The following is a 19,401-nucleotide window of genomic DNA, read 5'->3' as shown; positions in this document are numbered from 1 at the left end:
AATGGAGTAGGGAACAGCTTAGAATTCCGAAAATATGGAAGCGGAAGGGCTTCTGTTCCTGTAGGTCACCGTTCATTTTCAACGGTTACACCATACACTTGGATTTTTCTTTTGTTTGTAAAGTTCTGTTATTCTCATTAGTCATATATTTATCAATAACCAGCATTAGTTGGTCAACAAGTGCTGTTTGTTGTTCTGTTGCTGCTGTTTGTTGTTCTATTGCTGCTGCCGCTAACGCTGTATCTATTGTCGGCGCTCCACCGCTTGCTGCAAACTCAACGTTCCTTACAAGTGTATTCTGGAACGTTTCAACGTCTATAACGCAAAAGATGATAATTATTATCGCGATGATGATAATGACCGTAAGTAACATTTGGAAGACACCACCCTTTTAACTCTTCAAAACATTATATAGGCTACAGCTTAGCCCAGTGAAACTAAATATTTTCTTTTTGAGCATCTTTAAATTTTTTTAAAATCAAAGTAGGAATGCGCAAAACGTATGCAGGGTTTCACTCTTTGATGTTTTGTCGTGAAAATATTTAGATTATCTAAACAGATTGTAAAGAATTGCACTTAAAGTAACAGGTGCTAGAGTTTAACAGAAGGGCTGCTTCGGCAGGCGTTTTTCTTATCGAGTTAAAGGTCAGGTTAGTGGAAAAAACAATTCACCCGAAGGTTAAAGAATTTAAAACGGAGGAAAAGGGGGGGGCAATATGAATGTGATTGCTGAAACGGAACGGCTGCTGTTGAGGGTTTTTGAAAAAAACGATGTGGAGGATGTAAAGGCATTTTGGGGAAATGAGGAAGTTATGGAGCATTGCTCCGGTGCTATTCCTCACGAGCATCTAGATAAAGCGCTAGAAGCATATGCATCTTGCCACGAGACAAAAGGTCTCTCGGTTTATGCGGTTATAGAAAAGGAGTCAGGAAGGATTGTCGGCGCAGCAGGATTTAATGTAAGAACGACACAGGAGACAGTTGAATTGATTTACCATTTTGCTAAATCCGCATGGGGGAAAGGCTATGCAACAGAGGCTGCAGGAGCATGTGTTGATTTTGCAAAAAAACATCCAAGAGTAATGAATATTTACGCATCAGCTGATCCGAAAAATATTGGTTCACTGAAAATTTTAGAAAAAATCGGGTTTGAGTATAAAGGTATGAAATGGTTTGATGATACAAATCAGGAAGAGCCTTATTATGAAATGAATTTAAGTTGAAAAAGGGCTGCACCCAATTGAAAAAATGGGGCAGCCTTTTCTATGTGAAGAAAACTGGATGAATTAATTCAAGAAAAATCCCTACTTTTTAATCGACCTAGAGATTTGAGTAATTAAGAGCTCCTTTTTAAGAAAAGCTCTCGTTTATTCAATAAGAAAATTATCAATTTTAAAAAAATAATTGATTATATTTTTATAGCATAATAGCATTCGAAATATAGTAAATAATAATGGAGAAAGGAAAAAGAAACTATGAATATTAAAGTCGAAACTCTTCCCAAATATCGCATTGCATATGTGCGACAAGTTGGTCCATATGGTCCTGCTAACATTCAAGCAATGGAAAAGTTAAAGAAATGGGCTAAGGAGAAAAATCTTGTTAAATCGGCAATAATACTTGGAATTCCGCAAGATAACCCTGAAACAACATTTCCTGATAACTGTAGATATGATGCTTGTATTGTGATTTCAAAGGATTATCAAATTGATGATTCAATTTACGAAGGTGAACTTTCTGGTGGAAAATATGTTATTTGGAAAGTCAAACATACAGCAGAAGATATTCAAAAAGCATGGGCTGAAATTTTTCCAGCTTTACACAATAGTGGATATCAAATTGACAACAAACCGATTTTAGAAAGATACACGGGTGAAATGATTAACAATGATTATTGCGAAATATGTGTACCTGTAAAACCGCTATAATTTGATTAGTACATTATTGAGGCTTTATGTCCATTATAGAAACCTAAATATAGAAAATGAAGAACAAGTGGCTTATCAGTATCGATAACTTCTTGTTCTTTTTTCAATTACTCTGCCTCGTTAGCTTAACAATAACGGCTCTTCCTTGGCTTTGCTTGTTTACCTAAAGATGCTTTGATTGAAATCGAAGCGTTTGCTATGATTTAATCATAATTATTGAAAAGAGAACGTCAGATTGATATTCTCTTTTCTCATCAGGCTAGTCTTAAAACAGAGATTACAGGAGGAGAAATAATATGAATTTAGCACAATTCCCCAGAAAGCGATATACACCAACATATACTCCCATTGAGAAATTACATCATTTCTCTGAAGTTCTTGGGGGCCCTTCCATTTATATTAAACGAGATGACTTACTTGGGCTGACGGCTGGTGGAAATAAAACAAGAAAACTAGAGTTCCTTGTTGCCGATGCATTAGACAAAGGAGCGGATACATTAATTACATGTGGAGGTATTCAATCAAATCATTGCCGCTTAACACTGGCCGCTGCCGTTAAAGAGAAAATGAAGTGTATTCTTGTATTAGAAGAAGGTCTAACAAATTCTGAGCCAGATTTTAATGGTAACTATTTTCTGTATCATTTACTGGGTGCTGAAAAAGTCAAGATCGTGCCTAATGGGACGGACTTGATGGAAGAAATGGAGAAAGTAGCTAAAGAAGTTACGTATAAAGGATCTAAACCTTATATCATTCCGGTTGGGGGATCAAATGTCATTGGCGCAACGGGATATGCTGCTTGTGCTCAAGAGATTTTGGCGCAGTCCTTTGATCAAGGAGTTAATATAAATGCGGTCGTATGTGTAAGTGGTAGCGGGGGAATGCATGCAGGCTTGGTTACAGGCTTTTATGGAAATCAAAGCAAAATACCGGTAATCGGAATAAACGTAAGCAGAGGAAAAGCGGAACAAGAAGAGAAAGTTTTTCAGCTTGTTAAAGAAACATCTGCACACATTGGTATTCCAAATTCAATCCCACGTGAGGCTGTTACGTGTTTTGATGAGTATGTCGGACCAGGCTACGCTTTACCTACGCCTGAAATGGTAGAAGCTGTCAAGCTCATGGCAAGAACAGAAGGGATTTTGCTGGATCCAGTGTATACAGGTAAAGCAGCAGCGGGACTCATTGATTTAATCCAAAAATCCACCTTTAAGCCGGACGATAACATCCTATTTGTGCACTCTGGCGGAGCCTCATCGTTATACGCCAATACTGCGCTCTTTAATGAAGCTTAGTTACAATATAGTGATTGTGTGACTCGTAAAACAAAAAGAAAAGGCAAGGCTGCTACGGCTAACTCGTTCTGTTTTGAAGTACAAATCTTAAAATAGTTGGGGAAATTACAAGTTAAATCGCACACAAAATGACATCGTAATTAGTACAGAGTTATTTGTATGCAAGTAAATAAGCACAGTCAAATGACCGTGCTTATTTTTTATTTATTATATTTTCTTCTTCAACTAAAGCTACCCGTTAGCCATCCATGCAGCAGAGCTGCACCACAGAGAATGAAAATGGATAGGAAGTGTCAATACTGATACAGACCTTAATCCAGTCGACCCTAATCCATAGCTTATTAATTAATACTCTCCTCTTTTTTTAACGATTGAGTAGGGTCTTCTTAAGTAATGTCATTTTTCTATTTTTAACGAAACCTATTTTCATGGTAGTTTAATAACATTATAAAGAGCGAATTTCTAAATCAAACTTATCGTCATAAGCTCCATTTAATGATATAAGTAATAAATCAAATAAATCACGACCATCACTAGTCTTAAAATATTGAGATAAATTTGTTATTTGTTCACTTACCCTATTCCCCCAAGGAGGTTGGGCAGTTAAATCGTCAATATCCCAAACAACTTGAGAAGGAGAAAAATTAACAAGTTTAGCCCGAATTTCCTCGGTTTCTTTGATTGCTTTGGGTATATCCATATATTTTAGTTTTTTATAATATAAGTCTTTCAATAGTTTAGGGTATTTTGTTCCCCAACCATCTGGTTCTAAATGATAACTAATTGTTGAAAAGAAAGAATGAAGGAAATCACCGTGTCCTACCTGATAAAAGAAACAATCAAACTGAAAACCGACTGCCATTTGTTCAACCTCTTTTCTCATTTACTTACCATCATACTATATATTTTATTGAACTAAACTGCCATGTTAGTTTAAGTACAAAACTTCACAATCTCAGGATTCTCCCTGGATAGATTGCTGAATAACACAAAGAATTAAGATACAAAATAAAAATGCCCCCTATTGAAAAAATAGAGGACATCAGTAAATTACTTTTTTATCAAGTAAACGATTTTTTTCAACAATAATAATATCTGTTGTTTGAAAAAAAGTCGTTTTTTACAACAAATGTAAACCCCGACTACGATAATATCTAAGTTTTTATCTAATTAATAAAAGTTGTTTACTCAATGTAATAATTGTAATAAAACAAACTGGGTACATTATAAAAAAGTCGTTAACTATGTTTCCGAATTTTAGCTGAAGTAATCCTATGTTCAACTAAAGCACCCTTATAGGTTAAGTGTAATTGTTCACAAAGTAGCTTAATAAAACTATTATCTCTAATTGAATAATCACCCTCTTTGAGTGCCATTTTTTACAATTTATATATTTCATAAGTCAATTGAATTTAAAGTAGTCTCTATTCCAATTGACTCTTCAAATCAGACCAAGTAATACAGTTTAGTGTATGTGTAGGGGACTCGCTTATTATTTTATTATTCACGCCAATCCCCCTCAAATACTTGTGCAAATATTAACCAACATTATATTATCCTAATGGGGTAGTACAACATTTACTTGTTTTTTGCATACTTTTATTTAGTAACTGAATAGAACGAACAACCATCTCTTTCTCTTCTTTACTCATATTAGAGAAAACATCATCTAAATACTGATTCATTTGTTGATTAATGTTTTCTGCTACTTCTTTCCCTTCCTCTGTAAGTGATAAAATGGAAATTCTTCGATCCTTTGGATCAGGTGTTTTAGAAATTAAATTTATTTTAATTAAAGATTGTACCTGTCTGCTAAAAGTTGTAATATCTGTGCCTAATCTTTCCGCCACTTGTTGCATGGAAGGATGGTTCTGATGTTCAACCTCATATAGAATATGACTCTGTACAAGAGAAATATTGTGACCACATGCCTGACAGCAATCTTTATTTAAAAAGCCAAAACGTCGACTAAAGACTTGGAAAAGTTCTCGTAAATTTTGTTCCACTACATATCACCTCTTATCTTAGTACGTTGTAAAACCCTTATAAGTTACAATTATTATTTTGAATATAAAACAATTACTTGCAATTTGCAAGTAATCCTCTATAATATAAGTAATTAATTATATAAATTCTTTTTTATATTTCATGGTTAGGGGAATACACATGAGAAAAATTGATTTGACTTCTGGGAAAGAACTTTCAGTTATCTCCCTTCTATCTATTCCGTTAATAGGAAGTTCCTTACTCCAATTCTTGTATAACTTTATTGATATGCTCTTTGTTGGCGGACTTGGGCCTGATGCTATCGCATCGGTGGGATCTGCAAGTTTTTTTATTAACTTAGGATATTCGATTCAAGCAATGATAGTTGTTGGTGGAGGTATAAAAATTGCTCATGCAATGGGAAGTAAAAATGATATAGAAAGTACCTCGTATATCGGGATTTCCCTACTTTTGAACTTTCTCATAGGAATTATAACGATATTTGGATTCTTATTCTTCGGAAACCAACTTTTAGACTTTTTGAACTTACAGAATGATACCGTTCAATCCAATGCCTATCAATTCTTAGCTGTATCTGGATTTATGCTGCTTTTTTCTTATTTCAACACATTCTTCATTCGAATGTTTAGCAGTTTCGGAAACAATAAACAGAGCTTCTATATCAGTGCTTTTGGGCTTTTACTCAATATCATTCTTGATCCAATTTTCATCTATACATTGGAATGGGGAGTAATTGGAGCCGCCATTGCCACGTTAATAGCACAAGTACTTATGTTTATTTTATTTGTATATCTCGCCAGAAATGTATTATTTCAAAAGAACATTATTCTATTAAGTTACCATAAGGCATTAGAAATAATAAAACTGGGTATTCCAATGTCAACACAACGAGTGCTTTTCACCGTAATAAACATTATTTTAGCTAAATATATTGCTTCTTACGGAACAGATGCAGTTGCTGCACAAAAAATTGGTCTTCAAATTGAATCTGTTACTTTTATTGTAATGGGTAGCTTAAATGGTGCAGTAGGTAGCTTTATCGGTCAAAATTTCGGAGCAAAAAAATATCTTAGAATACTAAAAGGTTATCGTGTAAGTTTACTTTTAGGCATTTTATATGCCCTTCTCACTAGCGTAATCTTTTTCTTCTTATCTGAGCAATTAGCTCAACTATTTACAAACGATACAGAGACTATCGCTATTACATCATCATATTTAAAAATTATAGGCTTATCTCAAATATTTATGGCTATGGAGATTATCTGCAATGGGGTTTACACGGGCATAGGTTTGCCTAAAATCCCATCAGCTATTTCCATTGTATTTACCCTTATGCGAATACCTTTAGCACTACTCCTTATTCCTATTTTCGGATTAAACGGAATTTGGTGGAGTATCGCGATATCTTCTTTCATAAAAGGCATATTGTCGATCGTTATATTTAACGTTATATATAGGAGGAAATACCAACATGAAATTTAGTCTGTTTTCTAACCTTTCAAATAAGCAAATATTAGATGCTAACTTCGGGATTGAAAGAGAGGGATTACGTGTTACTGAAAGTGGCATGCTTTCTTTAACTCCACACCCCAAAGTTTTCGGCGATAAAAAAGAAAATCCCTATATCACTACGGATTTTTCGGAAAGTCAATTAGAGCTTGTCACGCCCGTATTTCATACTACAAGGGATACCATTGATTTTTTAGATTCTTTGTATAATATAGCCGCATTGGAGCTAGATAATGAGTTTATTTGGCCACAATCTATGCCTGCTGTTACACCAGAAAATCAAGATATACCAATCGCTACTTTCTCTAATCAAGGAAAAGATGAACGTTATCGTGAGTATTTAGAACAAAAATACGGAGGAAAAAAACAACTAATCTCAGGTATCCATATCAATTTCTCATTAGGTGAAAAATTGATACACACTTTATATAGCAAAACTAAAAAGCAAACGTCACTACATGATTTTAAACAAGAACTATATTTAAAACTTACACGTAACTATTTACGTCACCATTGGCTCTTAGTCTATTTTCTTGGTGCTGCTAATTCCATTCATAAAACATATGAGCAACAGTGTGTAGAAACACTTCAAGAAATATCAGAGGAAACCTACTCTAATGAAAAAGCAATCTCATACAGAAATAGTATCTGTGGTTACCAAAACAAGGAATTCATTACGCTCGATTATTCTTCCATTGATCAATATGTGCATTCCATTACTTCCTATATCGATAAAGGTGTGATTAAAGATATAAGAGAGCTATATTCACAAATACGCTTAAAAAGTAAAGGAACTCCATACTCAGCTGAAAATTTACTTAACAATGGTATTGAATATTTAGAGATTCGCACTATCGATATTAATCCTTTTGTAAAGAGTGGATTATCTATTGAGGATTTGAATTTTATTCATCTATTTTTATTATATTGCCTCGAAAAAGAAGAAACATTGTATAATAACTGGCAACTTGAGAGTGAACTAAACTGCAAAAAAGTAGCGATTGAAGGACAAAATCTGCAATTAAGTCTCATTCGAAATGGCTCAACAATTTCATTACAAAGTTGGGGTATTCGCATTTTACATGATCTTCTAGAAATGAATCAACAGTATGGGCTGCCTTTTTATAATCTTCTCAAAGAAAAAGAGGAATTGATGATTAACTATCAAAAAACTTATTCTTATCGTCTTGCTGGCCTGTGCAAAGAAAAAGGATATATAAAAGCTCATTTGGAACTAGCTGAAAAACACAAAAAAGAAGCTTTCTCAGAACGTTTCAAGTTAAAACCTTATACGGATATGGAACTTTCCACTCAAATACTTTTGAAAGAAAGTATTAAAAGAGGTATTCATTTCAAGGTTCTAGATCGAAAAGATAATTTTATCGAATTAACCAAAGGGCAAAATACACAATACATTAAACAAGCAACCAAAACGAGTAAAGATCAGTATGTCACTGTATTGATTATGGAAAATAAAAGTGTGACTAAGCAAATACTCATGAGAAATAACATAGTCGTTCCTGAAGGCGAAGAATTTTTTGATATTAATTCTGCAAAGGAATCGCTGAGCAATTGGATAGGTGTTCCACTCGTGATAAAACCTAAATCAACGAATTTTGGTTTGGGCATATCAATCTTTCCTAATGGAACAAATGAAGAAGATTTTATCAAAGGTTTAGAAATCGCTTTTAGTGAAGATTCCACTATCCTTATTGAACCTTTTATTAAAGGAAAAGAATATCGCTTTATGGTAATTGGAGATGAAACAGTCGCTGTCTTGCATAGAGTCCCTGCCAATGTTACTGGAGATGGAATAGCTACGATTCAACAACTAATAAGCAAAAAAAACGTAGATCCATTAAGAGGTAAAGGTTACAAAACTCCGTTAGAGAAGATTGAAATAGATGAAAACATGAAACTCTTCTTGCAACAAGAAGGCCTTACAATCAATACAGTGCTTCCTGAAGGTAAATTACAATATTTACGTGAGAATTCAAACATCTCAACTGGTGGGGACAGTATAGATGTAACAGATCAAATACCAGATGTATTTAAACAAATTGCAGTTAAAGCATCACAAGCAGTGGGAGCAAAAATTTGTGGAGTGGATATGATGATCGAAGATTTAGACGATGAACACTCCTCTTACGCAATCATCGAATTGAATTTTAATCCTGCAATCCATATACATTCTTATCCTTTCAAAGGAACAGAAAGAAATGTAGCAATGAAAATCCTTGAGCTTGTAGAATTAATTGAAAAAGAATAATTATTTATATAAAAAATAAAAATGTACATTTTGATCGAGGTCGTTCCTTTTTTATAATCTAACAAAATCCCCATCTTAGTAGTAAAAAACAACCCTGTCCTTCAAAAACCATCGGACAAGGTTGTTTTATTTTCAACCCAATATATAAATTCACCCTTATAGGGCTGTGGAAAATATCCTTCATTTATATCTCCTTAAATGTCACTTGCAATCGGTGTAAAATATTTACTCGATTTTATATTTTTTGAACAAAACGTAGAAAAACTGCTCCTTAAGGAACAGTTTTTCTTTTGATAAATTTTTGAATAGTTTATTTTGGGTAAAAACATTTTTTTAATGTAAAGGACTTTTTTGGATAAAACAAATATCTGTCTTTTGAAAAAAAAGACCTTTACTAACTCTCCTGTAAATCCATTCCCAATCAACCTTTCAAATTTTAACAATCAAACGAAAGTTCTTTACTTATTGTAATAACTGTAATAAACAAGATGAACGACTTTGTAAAAAAGTCATTTACTAAAATTCCAAATTAGTCCACTTCCAAAAATTAGTCCACTAAATCTCGGTTTAGGTTCTCCTTGCAAAAGCAATTATATGTCCATCAATATCTGAGCCGTAAGCTACATAATCTCCCCAATTACGTATTTCACCTTTACTAATTTCCATGCCACCCAATTCAACTAGGTTTCTTAAATATGTATCAGGATCATTTACATAAATATATATCTCACTCCGTGGGATTCCTCTTGCCTCCTTAGGATTTTGAATTTTTCCAGCTAATAGCCTCACTATTCCATCTTCAGGCATGATTCCTAACGTAGAATTATTATTTAATTGAAACTCAGTCATACCAGGTACATCTAAATATGGTTTTAAACCTAGTAATTGTTTATAAAATTGCTTACTCTTTTCTTGATCTTGCACATAGATAATCATGATAATTCTTTCTTCATTTGAAATAGTCAATATAATCCCCTTAATTATTTATCATTTTAATGAAATTGAAAATAAAAAAAGCATTCCTTCTTAAAGTAAAGCAACTTCGGCAGCTTAGTCATCAACCGTTAGTTTAAGTTACTTCACAAGTTTGCATTTGAAAAAGAAAAAGAGATACATTAATAAGGGCAATGTCTAAAACTGCGATTATTATTATGCACTGCCTAAATGAAATAACACCATTTAATAAATTAGAATATTTAGAAAATAAAACAAATACTTCTCTAGAAGCTGTTCTCTCTTGGCCCAATTATGTTGTTTAGAAATAAAATCAACGATTAAGAATAATTATTAGTGAGTTCCAAAATACGTTTGTAAGTACTTATATAAAGGTTAGGGTCAGGGTCTTCACCATTTATCTTTGGTACATCAAAGTCAGAAAGTATAAAATGATGTTTGGGTTGAACTTCATGTCTAGCTAAAGAACTTTTGCAACAGCATAAGGGACAACCATCAATTGCAATGATATCTCTTCCTGATTTTGCTGTTCTTACAAGTGGTTTGACATCACCACCAACACCAGCAATACAGGACATTTCAGCTAGTTTTTCGCGATCCATTTTTATAGCAATCATGTTAGCAGTTTGCGCAGCTGATGAACATCCAGAGCATGAATATACAATAGGTAAATCAGTTTTTTTCACAGTTCTATCCTCCCCTATTACGTCTTTGGATTTAGTAGAATATGTGTTTTTAGTGAAACAACCTTAGCTGAATAACTAAATCTCATTTTAATTTATTTGTTTTTTTAATTCAGTGAATAATATCACTTTTCTGATAATTAAAATTAGTAATCAACCCTAAGTATGGCAGCTTTGCTACAAAGTTGCTTTTTTTCTTACACTTTATTACATAAGAATGGAAATTATAAAGCTTTTCAATTGAGGAAAAATAATAAAAGGTAATAGAGAGAGTGCAATGGTGGTGAAAAATTAATGAACAAGTTAGTTATATTAATACTGGTCTTTTCTGGATTTTTTCTTCCGGTTCAATTAGCAAAGGCAAATGTTCCAATAAAATCAGAGGATGTTGCTTCTATTCAAATAAACCGCTTATCTGGAGGATCACGTGTTTTTAAAGAAACCGATGGTTATGAAGAGCCCGTTATCAGGAAGGTTGTTGAATGGATTAACACTGCAAATCCTGTAAAAGAAGCAACAGAAATAGTTAATGAAAAACCACCAATCGCCGTATTAAAAATAAAAATGAAAAACGGCAATGTTGCATTAATAGAACCTGTATATAACTGCCTTGATCTAAACCAAACAAAAACTTGCACGTTGGCAGATAGCGATGTCATTTATACCCGAAATAATCAAAAAGAACGATTGAGATCAGTTGAGCTTTTTGATTGGCTCCTGGCAGGGTGGAAATATGAAAGTACAGAGCCTCCCAAAGACTCGAAAGAATTGTTGATCAATGATATATTAATGATTTTACTGGGTCCAGAAATAGAAAAAGCTGTTAACAATTATTACTATGCCTATTTAACTCATTCACCATCGGTCTATCCTTACCAAGTCGAAATCGTAAATGTAGAAAGAATCGGTGGATTCCGTAGGTTTCATTTTTTAATCACACTAGAAACAACACCGGTAGTTGGAGCTCATAACCCAGTAGGAAAGGACAGATTAACATTTGAGATAGCACCAACGATACCCGGTCAAGTTAAGTTAAAGAATTTTGAACATCTCGAATCATATGAGCTTCCTCCACATTTGCAAAACTTAATTAAACCAAAAAGAAAGTAAACTCAAGTTATTGCTATATTGCATACAATAATGAACTCCCCACAAATGGTGAGTTCATTATTGTTCAGGCTCAGCCTGTTTAAATGAAATTGACTTAGCAAAATATTTTTTCCCATCCCATCCGTAATCAATTTTAAGATGACCAAGGAGCCTCCGTTCATAAAAAAGTATTTATTTGATTTCTATTATTCCGCCGCTAAAGCCTGTGCTTTAGTTAAATGAACCGTACCAGATGGATGTTGTGGAGGAGCATATATAGAATAAAGTTTTAAAGGGGTATTACCTGTATTGGTTACATTATGCCAGGTGCCAGCAGGTATCATAATGGCAAAATCATCATAAACTTTTTGAACAAAGTTTAAATTATCTTTTCTCTTGCCCATTTGCACAACCCCTTGACCTTGTTCAATCCGTAAGAATTGGTCAACGTTAGGGTGAATTTCTAAACCGATGTCTTCACCAACATTAAGACTCATCAATGTAACTTGCAAATGATTTCCTGTCCACAAAGCTGTACGATAGGTATTGTTATGCTTCGCAGCCTCATTAATATTGACTACAAATGGTTTCCGCCCATAATCTTTTACCTTATTTCTTGCGTCATCATAAATATTCCAGTAATCATGCTGTCTTATATAATTATTATTCATTGGGACATTAGCACAATAAACATAAGGTTGATATGGGTATTGATACATCCAAGGGGTATAGTACATCTTATTCAATCCCTTCACAGATTTATACAAATTATCGTATGCACTATTTTATGGGAATGTACTTATGTGCAGGGCGAACTTAGCCCAAAACAGTTGGTCAATTTAATGGAACTATTGAAAAAAGGTTAAATACAATCATCAACTAAACTGCCAGTTAGTCCAATAAGAAAAGCCGCCAAAATGGCAGCTGGATCTTCAACTCTTGCACCCGTTAGCTTAAGTGCATTTTTTCACAAACTTTAGAACTAATTTCATTTATTACAGGAATGCTGCCCCTATAGTTAAAGAAAAAAATCCTGTAAAAACAAATTTTAATCAAACGCTTGTAGATCTTCTCAGCAACGCAGGGTAGGTCTATTTTTATGCATTTTATACGATACAACACGAGTAGCCTAAAACACGTGTGTGCTTCAGGCTAAGCTTACAAAAAAAGATGGACATCCATCTTTTTTCTACCATGAACTAATTTCGGTAATCGTAAAAGCCCAGATCTATATTTGTTCCTCAAAGCTACTTCTACAATCCTTTTTTATCCTTTTTAGTTTCATTTGATTGACTTGGTTGTATAATCTCTTGTAAAATTTTGTTAAGTGTTTACTTCAGATAATGCACTTACTTAAAAGCAAGGGGAGGATTTATCAATGATTCATCAGCGTGAATGTCCAGTTGAGACACTCATTCATGTTTTAGGTGGCAAATGGAAGCCATTGATTTTATGGCATTTGATTGAATCCAATAAGCGATTCAACGATCTGGAAAAGCTTATACCTGATGTTTCACAAAAAATGCTTTCACAACATCTCCGTGATTTGGAACGAGAATGCATAGTCGATAGAACAATCTACCCTACCATCCCTCCAAAAGTAGAATATTCCCTTAGTGAATACGGCAAAACATTGATCCCTGTAGCAGAAGTCATGTGTGCTTGGGGAGAAAATCATAATAAGCGGAAATATAAAGAATCAGCGTCTTAAAGCTGGTTCAATAAACTTGTACACTAATTCAATCAACTCAAACAAAAGCTGCCACGAGATACCGGGCAGCTTTTGTTTACCTACAGTCGGCACTCCTGTTATGAATTAATTTTCGGGTTTGAGTAAATAAAACTCCTGATAGTGTAGGATTGTCGCCAATATGTCTTTAGAAATTTCCTGTCCTTCCGAACTCTGCGTGAACAATTTAGTCATCCCATTCTGTCATGCTTACTTTAAAGTAAGTACCTTACTTTAAAGTGGGTTCTTAACATAATATTTAAACGATGCTAAGCTTGAGTTAACCAAATATTAGGAGCCTTTTAAGAGGAGGAAAAAACAATGAAAATTATTGTTTTTGGAGCGACGGGGAATACAGGAAAAAGAGTGTTGGCGCAAGGGATAAAAATGGGGCATGAAATGACCGCATTTGTGCGAAATTCTGAGAAGCTTTATGATCAATTAGCTGAGCATTCCGCACAGCCTGTGAAGGTGATCGTGGACGGATATTATGGACCCGGTCAGCGTCGGTGAGGCTCTCGCGCATCAAGACGCCGCTATTATTGCAGCCGGCCATGCGGGCCAGGGAGAAGAGTTTGTTCGTATCGTCGATAACATTATAACCCAATGTGAATTCCAACCTAGTTTCTCTGGGCGGGTATGGATAATGGGAGGAGCCGGTCTGTTGGGTATTCCATATACCGATCTTATCGGCAACAATTTACCCGGCTTCCCGCCTGAGTATAAAAATCACAACCGGAATATCGAACGGCTACAGCAGACTCAACTCGATTGGTCCATTATGTGTCCGGGAACAATGATTGATTCGATAGAGCATCCAGATCCTGTTCATCTGCATGTAACAACGGAAACCTTGCCCATTCCGATTCCGGAGATGATCAAGGAATATTCCGAGGCAGATATAGCCCGTCACTTGTTCAGCCGACTTCAAGAGCTAGATGTTGCTTATGACGATGTCGCGAAATGTATGCTGGACCATATAGAGCTCGGGGGATCGTTTAAAAGAAAAAGGGTCGGTCTTGCCTATCAGAGCGATATTCTGGTGCACCGAGGAGAAGGGAGATAATCGGTTTGTTTGGATTACTGCTCGTTTTGCATATATTGGCTTCGATCGCCTTAATTGGTCCAGCTTTCGTGATGCCCATCATTCGAAGATCCGCTAGATCCGTCGGTCAGCTGCGCTTTGCTTTTGGTATAACGACCAAGCTTGCCATAATACCTAAAATTGGCGGAGCCGTACTTATTATAACCGGGGTTTGGCTTATGATCATAACCAAGATGGGGTTATCTCAAATGTGGCTGAATGTATCCTTCCTTTTATCGTTGCTCATTGTCGTCATGATCGACGGATTCATCGAGCCACGTATGAAGAAGATCATAAAAATCGTATCTGAAAGTCAAGACCAGGGTAATGAAATACCCGCCGAGTTCGGACTGTTGATGAAAAAGATCGTACCAATCGAGACGGCGGCACAACTGCTGATGATTGCCATATTGGTGCTTATGGTCGTTAAGCCATTTTAAAGAAGCTGACGGGAGTGACTTGACCACATTTTAACCACTAACGCATCAGAATCCGGGGATCTATGATTATGAAAGGGATCCATTTTTTCAAATTTATCCCTTCTCGACAGATCACAAACCATCTCCATGGTAAAGAGGTGATATTATGGGGGCCAACCTTGAAGGGAGAATTATAGAAATTCGCAGTTTCCCAATAAAATCTGTTTTAGGCGAGTTATTATCAATGTTGCTTTAAAATAAAAATTGATTAAAAGCACCCCGCAAATCCACATTTCACGTTAAATTAAATGAACCTGTTTTGAAAAGGATTGTTCAAAACAGGTTCAGTGGCTTAGCAATTTCCTCAACTGAAATAAGAACTTCTTTCAACTTTTCTTCTTCAACCCCTACTTTTGAAAAAAACTATTCCCCGATCTTTAGCTGGAAAGAATTATAATTTCTATATATATTTCTAGCAAAAATAACTCATTTCCTTCTTTCACTAAACTGCCACGTTAGCACAATAAGAAAAGCTGTCTAAATGTCAGCCTCGAACTTCAACTCTTGCAACCCGTTAAGAAGGATGTTTATAAAAGTGAATAATATTCTGCAAAATATAAAAATCCAACCTTCTGCACAAGGAAAGTGTCTAACTCTGTTTCAGTATCTTTTTCAAATGGTGGTTTTGTTAAAGTGTATGTTTTTGCATTTAACGTAGCCAATTTTTTCTTATCGATTCTATTATCGATTTTATTACCACTTATGTCTGTTATTAGAGCTTCTTTTGGATAACCCATAAATAATATATGAAACCTTAATGCCACTTTCGGTGTTGAATGTAACAATATAAAAATAACTCCTAATATTACTACAATCCCAATTAATTTTTTCAAAAAACCACCCCATATTTCCCCTTTTGAGATATTATTCGCGAACATTCTTATTGTCCGAAATGAGCCCAGTATTCAGACAGGATCAAACTTTTTTAGCCTTGAGTTGTCCGAATGAGCCCCGGATTCAGACAGGATCAATCTTTTTTAGCCTTGAGTTGTCCGAATGAGCCCTGAATTCAGACAGGATCAATTTTTTTTAGCCTTGAGTTGTCCGAATGAGCCCCGGATTCAGACAGGATCAATCTTTTTTAGCCTTGAGTTGTCCGAATGAGCCCTGAATTCAGACAGGATCAAGCGTTTTTAGCCTTGAGTTGTCCGAATGAGCCCTGCATTCAGACAAGGTCAAGCGTTTTTAGCCTTTCCCAGTCTGAATGAGCCTGAATTCAGACAATAGAGTAGAATGGTCGAATTTTGTTTGAACGAGGAATATGATAGAGAAGAGATAGGAAACCAGCTTAGAGATACCTTAAAGCTGGTTTCTATTTTTTTGTTCGCTCCTTCATCCGTTCTGGAAGAGTCTGGATCGGCTGTACCACTAAATCAAGTGTTGATTCAATACGCTAAAGCAGATAAAGGGTTACAACAGTTGACTGAAGCAGGGTGGGGTCTCGTATGATCTTGATTACAATGGGGTAATGGCTCAAGGCTGGAAGCAAATCTATTATCAGAGACCGATTTGGCCGAACATATTGGAAGGGTTCATTTTTAAAACATAAAAACCGTTCCTCTGCTTGCGAGGTATTTCGAATGTTCGTGAGAAGGTTGTTTGACTGAGTTGATTTCACAACTGAACAAATTTATTCCTCATATGGAAACAGGGGGTCTATTGTTAAATAAAACTTTAAAGATTATGTTACTATAGTACAAGCGAAAATAAAGGATGTACCGTATTATGACATTGAAATACTTTAATTTTAATATGAGTTATTGAAGGCGATAGCTATTTTTTTGATTTCGTTCATACTAAACACCAGTAAAGGAAGCGTGAAAATGTATAAAATAGCAGTGGCGGGTACTGGTTATGTCGGCTTGGTGGCAGGTGTATGTTTTGCAGAAGTTGGGCATCAAGTAACCTGTGTTGACATCGACGAGAATAAAGTAAGTATGATGAAACAAGGAATTTCCCCAATCTATGAGGCAGGCCTTGAGGAACTCATGCAAAAGAATTTCGCTGCTGGGAGAATAAACTATACCACAGATTATACTCGAGCCTACAAAGAAGCAGACGCTATTTTCATAGGTGTAGGGACACCGGAACAGCCTGATGGCTCAGCTAATCTTTCATATATTGCTACAGCTGCAAGACAAATAGCTGAAACAATCGAAAAGGATTGCTTAATTGTTGTAAAGTCGACTGTTCCAGTTGGGACAAATGACAAGGTGGAGCAGTTTATATATGACTTCCTTCCGCATGACGGTGAGAAATATACCGGAAATGACGGTAAAGAAATAAGGGTAGAAGTTGCATCCAACCCAGAATTCTTGGCACAAGGTACGGCTGTTCGAGATACGTTACATGCTTCAAGGATTATTATTGGAACTGAAAGTAAATGGGCGGAAGAAATGCTTATGAAGATTTATGAGCCATTTAATATTCCAATTGTTTCTGTTACTAGAAGATCAGCAGAGATGATTAAATATGCTTCTAATGATTTCCTCGCTCTTAAAATATCATACATGAATGATATTGCTAATCTTTGTGAACTAGTAGGTGCTGATATTCAAGATGTCACTCTGGGTATGAGCTTTGATGAGCGGATTGGAAGTAAGTTTTTAAATGCAGGGATTGGTTATGGGGGGAGCTGCTTTCCAAAAGATACTAAGGCACTAAAGTATCTTGCGGAACAACATGGATATGAGCTTAAAACAGTAAAGGCTGCCATTGATGTAAATACGGAACAAAAGACAATGTTATTTAGGAAGGCAAGTAAAAGGCTAATTACCTTTAGTGGCCTGAAAGTAGCGGTACTAGGTCTAACATTCAAGCCTGGAACTGATGACTTAAGGGAAGCTCCATCACTTGATAATGTACCATCATTATTGGATCATGGCGCAGATATTTTTGCCTTTGATCCGGTTGGAGCGGATAACTTTAAACGGAGATATCCAGAAGGAAAGATTAGCAATGGAAGTATCACATACGTCGATGATGTTAAAAATGCATTAGACGGTGCCAATGTCTGCTTTATCTTTACCGAGTGGGACGAAATTAAAGCTGTGAAACCAGATGAGTATAAGAAATGGATGAGAACTCCGTTGGTATACGATGGACGGAATATCTATGGGTTGCAAGGTATGAGGGAAGCTGGAGTTGAGTATCATTCCATTGGAAGAAGCATTGGTACAGGTAGACTTTCTCAATAAGAACAAAGGAGATCGACCCAAATGAAGACAGACTTCAAACCACTAGATAAAAGTAAAACGTATTTGATTACTGGTGCAGCAGGTTTCATCGGATACTTTTTGTCCAAGAAGCTGTTAGAGCAGGGCTGCTGTGTTATTGGTATTGATAATATGAATGATTACTATGATGTAAATCTTAAGTTTGCTCGTTTAGAGAAACTTGAGGCGTTTGAAAAGTTTACTTTCATTAAGGGTGATATTTCAGACAAGGCTATGATTACTGCCATTTTTGAAGAGTACAAGCCTACCATTGTTGTGAATCTAGCTGCCCAAGCGGGTGTGCGTTATTCTATAGAGAATCCAGATGTATATATTCAAAGTAATATCATTGGCTTTTTTAACATCCTTGAAGCTTGCAGAAATAATCCAGTGGATCATCTCGTTTATGCATCATCCAGCTCTGTCTATGGTGCAAATAAAAAAGTGCCGTTCTCAGAAACTGATATGGTAGATAACCCTGTTTCTCTTTATGCGGCAACTAAGAAATCCAATGAATTGATGGCTCACACCTATAGCCATCTTTACAAGATACCTGCGACTGGACTTAGATTCTTCACTGTATATGGTCCTATGGGACGACCAGATATGGCATACTTCGGATTTGCTAATAAGTATTTTGCCGGTGAACCAATTAGGATCTTTAATAATGGTGATTTTGAAAACGACCTATATCGCGATTTCACCTACGTTGATGACATCGTGGAAGGGATTGAGCGACTTCTTTGCAACCCTTCGGTTGGGGAGAATAATGTACCTCATAAGGTATTTAACATAGGTAACAATAACCCTGAAAAACTGATGGCATTTATTGAAACATTGGAGAAGTGTTTAAGTAATGCTATGGGGCGGGAAGTGCTTTTTGAAAAGGTATTTGAATCGATAAAGCCTGGGGATGTTCCAGCAACTTTTGCTTCTACTGAATTGTTGGAAGAGGCGGTTGGATTTAAGCCGAAGACATCGATTGAGGATGGTTTACAGAAGTTTGCGGAATGGTATTGTGAGTATTATCAGGTGAAGTAAGATTGGAAAGGGGAATGGCGTAAGAATCCATTCCTCTTTTTGTAATTAAGGGGGAAAGCGTTTCTATTGGATTTAATCAAACGTTTGATTTGTGGAGAATCTACTAAAATTTTTGCCGG

General features: G+C 35.6%; 20 protein-coding genes. 13 read left to right on the top strand and 7 right to left on the bottom strand.

The window, feature by feature from the left end; genetic code table 11:
- Positions 1 to 85: 85 nt before the first annotated feature.
- On the bottom strand, positions 86 to 373 hold the full coding sequence (locus tag QNH20_RS24795) for a hypothetical protein (protein WP_283920586.1): 288 nt from the start codon (positions 371 to 373) through the stop codon (positions 86 to 88).
- Between the two features lie 343 nt (positions 374 to 716).
- Between QNH20_RS24795 and QNH20_RS24790 the strand changes: the two genes are divergently transcribed.
- From QNH20_RS24790 to cuyA, 3 genes are all read left to right on the top strand, one after another.
- Positions 717 to 1,223, top strand: a complete 507-nt coding sequence (locus tag QNH20_RS24790) for a GNAT family N-acetyltransferase (protein WP_283920585.1) — start codon at positions 717 to 719, stop codon at positions 1,221 to 1,223.
- A 252-nt stretch (positions 1,224 to 1,475) separates the two neighbouring features.
- A complete protein-coding gene (locus tag QNH20_RS24785; RefSeq protein WP_283920584.1) occupies positions 1,476 to 1,928 on the top strand; it encodes an AraC family transcriptional regulator in 453 nt (150 codons plus the stop codon).
- Positions 1,929 to 2,224: 296 nt separating this feature from the next.
- Positions 2,225 to 3,223: a D-cysteate sulfo-lyase gene (gene cuyA, locus QNH20_RS24780; RefSeq protein WP_283920583.1), complete on the top strand. Its 999-nt coding sequence runs from the start codon at positions 2,225 to 2,227 to the stop codon at positions 3,221 to 3,223.
- 445 nt (positions 3,224 to 3,668) lie between these two features.
- Here the strand turns inward: cuyA and QNH20_RS24775 are convergent, their stop codons facing one another.
- A complete protein-coding gene (locus QNH20_RS24775) occupies positions 3,669 to 4,085 on the bottom strand; it encodes an immunity 70 family protein (protein WP_283923502.1) in 417 nt (138 codons plus the stop codon).
- Between the two features lie 691 nt (positions 4,086 to 4,776).
- A complete protein-coding gene (locus tag QNH20_RS24770; RefSeq protein WP_283920582.1) occupies positions 4,777 to 5,229 on the bottom strand; it encodes a MarR family winged helix-turn-helix transcriptional regulator in 453 nt (150 codons plus the stop codon).
- Between the two features lie 160 nt (positions 5,230 to 5,389).
- Here QNH20_RS24770 and QNH20_RS24765 point away from each other — a divergent pair, with 160 nt between their 5' ends.
- A complete protein-coding gene (locus tag QNH20_RS24765) occupies positions 5,390 to 6,712 on the top strand; it encodes an MATE family efflux transporter (protein WP_283920581.1) in 1,323 nt (440 codons plus the stop codon).
- Positions 6,702 to 9,008, top strand: a complete 2,307-nt coding sequence (gene gshAB, locus QNH20_RS24760; RefSeq protein ID WP_283920580.1) for a bifunctional glutamate--cysteine ligase GshA/glutathione synthetase GshB — start codon at positions 6,702 to 6,704, stop codon at positions 9,006 to 9,008. The genes QNH20_RS24765 and gshAB overlap by 11 nt, the downstream gene beginning before the upstream one ends.
- Positions 9,009 to 9,575: 567 nt before the next feature.
- Here gshAB and QNH20_RS24755 read toward each other — a convergent pair.
- Complete coding sequence (locus tag QNH20_RS24755; protein WP_283920579.1) at positions 9,576 to 9,974, bottom strand: VOC family protein; 399 nt, start codon at positions 9,972 to 9,974, stop codon at positions 9,576 to 9,578.
- Positions 9,975 to 10,282: 308 nt separating this feature from the next.
- On the bottom strand, positions 10,283 to 10,648 hold the full coding sequence (locus tag QNH20_RS24750; RefSeq protein WP_283920578.1) for a putative zinc-binding protein: 366 nt from the start codon (positions 10,646 to 10,648) through the stop codon (positions 10,283 to 10,285).
- A 291-nt stretch (positions 10,649 to 10,939) separates the two neighbouring features.
- Between QNH20_RS24750 and QNH20_RS24745 the strand changes: the two genes are divergently transcribed.
- Entirely contained in the window at positions 10,940 to 11,755 is an 816-nt protein-coding gene (locus tag QNH20_RS24745; RefSeq protein ID WP_283920577.1) for a DUF3888 domain-containing protein, read from the top strand.
- A 185-nt stretch (positions 11,756 to 11,940) separates the two neighbouring features.
- Here QNH20_RS24745 and QNH20_RS24740 read toward each other — a convergent pair whose 3' ends face one another.
- The gene (locus tag QNH20_RS24740) at positions 11,941 to 12,471 is read right to left on the bottom strand and encodes a cupin domain-containing protein (RefSeq protein ID WP_283920576.1); all 531 of its coding nucleotides are present in this window, start codon (positions 12,469 to 12,471) and stop codon (positions 11,941 to 11,943) included.
- A 641-nt stretch (positions 12,472 to 13,112) separates the two neighbouring features.
- Between QNH20_RS24740 and QNH20_RS24735 the strand changes: the two genes are divergently transcribed.
- From QNH20_RS24735 to QNH20_RS24720, 4 genes are all read left to right on the top strand, one after another.
- Positions 13,113 to 13,445: a winged helix-turn-helix transcriptional regulator gene (locus QNH20_RS24735; protein WP_283920575.1), complete on the top strand. Its 333-nt coding sequence runs from the start codon at positions 13,113 to 13,115 to the stop codon at positions 13,443 to 13,445.
- 339 nt (positions 13,446 to 13,784) lie between these two features.
- Entirely contained in the window at positions 13,785 to 13,976 is a 192-nt protein-coding gene (locus QNH20_RS24730; protein WP_283920574.1) for an NAD(P)H-binding protein, read from the top strand.
- Positions 13,954 to 14,529 (top strand): NAD(P)-dependent oxidoreductase, encoded by a 576-nt coding sequence (locus tag QNH20_RS24725; RefSeq protein ID WP_283920573.1) that lies wholly within the window; start codon positions 13,954 to 13,956, stop codon positions 14,527 to 14,529. Before QNH20_RS24730 ends, QNH20_RS24725 begins: the two co-directional genes overlap by 23 nt.
- Positions 14,529 to 14,987 (top strand): DUF2269 family protein, encoded by a 459-nt coding sequence (locus QNH20_RS24720; protein WP_283923501.1) that lies wholly within the window; start codon positions 14,529 to 14,531, stop codon positions 14,985 to 14,987. Before QNH20_RS24725 ends, QNH20_RS24720 begins: the two co-directional genes overlap by 1 nt.
- Before the next feature lie 566 nt (positions 14,988 to 15,553).
- Here QNH20_RS24720 and QNH20_RS24715 read toward each other — a convergent pair.
- Complete coding sequence (locus QNH20_RS24715) at positions 15,554 to 15,859, bottom strand: hypothetical protein (RefSeq protein ID WP_283920572.1); 306 nt, start codon at positions 15,857 to 15,859, stop codon at positions 15,554 to 15,556.
- Positions 15,860 to 16,274: 415 nt separating this feature from the next.
- Here QNH20_RS24715 and QNH20_RS24710 point away from each other — a divergent pair, with 415 nt between their 5' ends.
- The 3 genes from QNH20_RS24710 to QNH20_RS24700 all read left to right on the top strand — a co-directional run bounded on the left by QNH20_RS24710 (position 16,275) and on the right by QNH20_RS24700 (position 19,282).
- Complete coding sequence (locus QNH20_RS24710) at positions 16,275 to 16,475, top strand: hypothetical protein (protein ID WP_283920571.1); 201 nt, start codon at positions 16,275 to 16,277, stop codon at positions 16,473 to 16,475.
- A gap of 374 nt (positions 16,476 to 16,849) precedes the next feature.
- Positions 16,850 to 18,223, top strand: coding sequence for a UDP-glucose dehydrogenase family protein (locus tag QNH20_RS24705; protein ID WP_283920570.1), 1,374 nt, complete (start codon positions 16,850 to 16,852; stop codon positions 18,221 to 18,223).
- A gap of 21 nt (positions 18,224 to 18,244) precedes the next feature.
- A complete protein-coding gene (locus QNH20_RS24700) occupies positions 18,245 to 19,282 on the top strand; it encodes an SDR family NAD(P)-dependent oxidoreductase (protein ID WP_283920569.1) in 1,038 nt (345 codons plus the stop codon).
- Positions 19,283 to 19,401 lie beyond the last annotated feature (119 nt).

The organism is Neobacillus sp. WH10 (assembly GCF_030123405.1).
Taxonomy (GTDB): Bacteria; Bacillota; Bacilli; order Bacillales; family Cytobacillaceae; genus Neobacillus.
Note: the sequence above shows the minus strand (reverse complement) of the source record. Positions and strands in the feature narration are given on the sequence as shown.

Excerpts from the sequence above, each read along its gene's own strand:
- QNH20_RS24795 (WP_283920586.1), bottom strand. The coding sequence starts at position 373 with ATGTTACTTACGGTCATTATCATCATCGCGATAATAATTATCATCTTT.
- QNH20_RS24790 (WP_283920585.1), top strand. The coding sequence starts at position 717 with ATGAATGTGATTGCTGAAACGGAACGGCTGCTGTTGAGGGTTTTTGAA.
- QNH20_RS24785 (WP_283920584.1), top strand. The coding sequence starts at position 1,476 with ATGAATATTAAAGTCGAAACTCTTCCCAAATATCGCATTGCATATGTG.
- cuyA (WP_283920583.1), top strand. The coding sequence starts at position 2,225 with ATGAATTTAGCACAATTCCCCAGAAAGCGATATACACCAACATATACT.
- QNH20_RS24775 (WP_283923502.1), bottom strand. The coding sequence starts at position 4,085 with ATGGCAGTCGGTTTTCAGTTTGATTGTTTCTTTTATCAGGTAGGACAC.
- QNH20_RS24765 (WP_283920581.1), top strand. The coding sequence starts at position 5,390 with ATGAGAAAAATTGATTTGACTTCTGGGAAAGAACTTTCAGTTATCTCC.
- gshAB (WP_283920580.1), top strand. The coding sequence starts at position 6,702 with ATGAAATTTAGTCTGTTTTCTAACCTTTCAAATAAGCAAATATTAGAT.
- QNH20_RS24745 (WP_283920577.1), top strand. The coding sequence starts at position 10,940 with ATGAACAAGTTAGTTATATTAATACTGGTCTTTTCTGGATTTTTTCTT.
- QNH20_RS24740 (WP_283920576.1), bottom strand. The coding sequence starts at position 12,471 with ATGTACTATACCCCTTGGATGTATCAATACCCATATCAACCTTATGTT.
- QNH20_RS24735 (WP_283920575.1), top strand. The coding sequence starts at position 13,113 with ATGATTCATCAGCGTGAATGTCCAGTTGAGACACTCATTCATGTTTTA.
- QNH20_RS24730 (WP_283920574.1), top strand. The coding sequence starts at position 13,785 with ATGAAAATTATTGTTTTTGGAGCGACGGGGAATACAGGAAAAAGAGTG.
- QNH20_RS24725 (WP_283920573.1), top strand. The coding sequence starts at position 13,954 with ATGGACCCGGTCAGCGTCGGTGAGGCTCTCGCGCATCAAGACGCCGCT.
- QNH20_RS24705 (WP_283920570.1), top strand. The coding sequence starts at position 16,850 with ATGTATAAAATAGCAGTGGCGGGTACTGGTTATGTCGGCTTGGTGGCA.
- QNH20_RS24700 (WP_283920569.1), top strand. The coding sequence starts at position 18,245 with ATGAAGACAGACTTCAAACCACTAGATAAAAGTAAAACGTATTTGATT.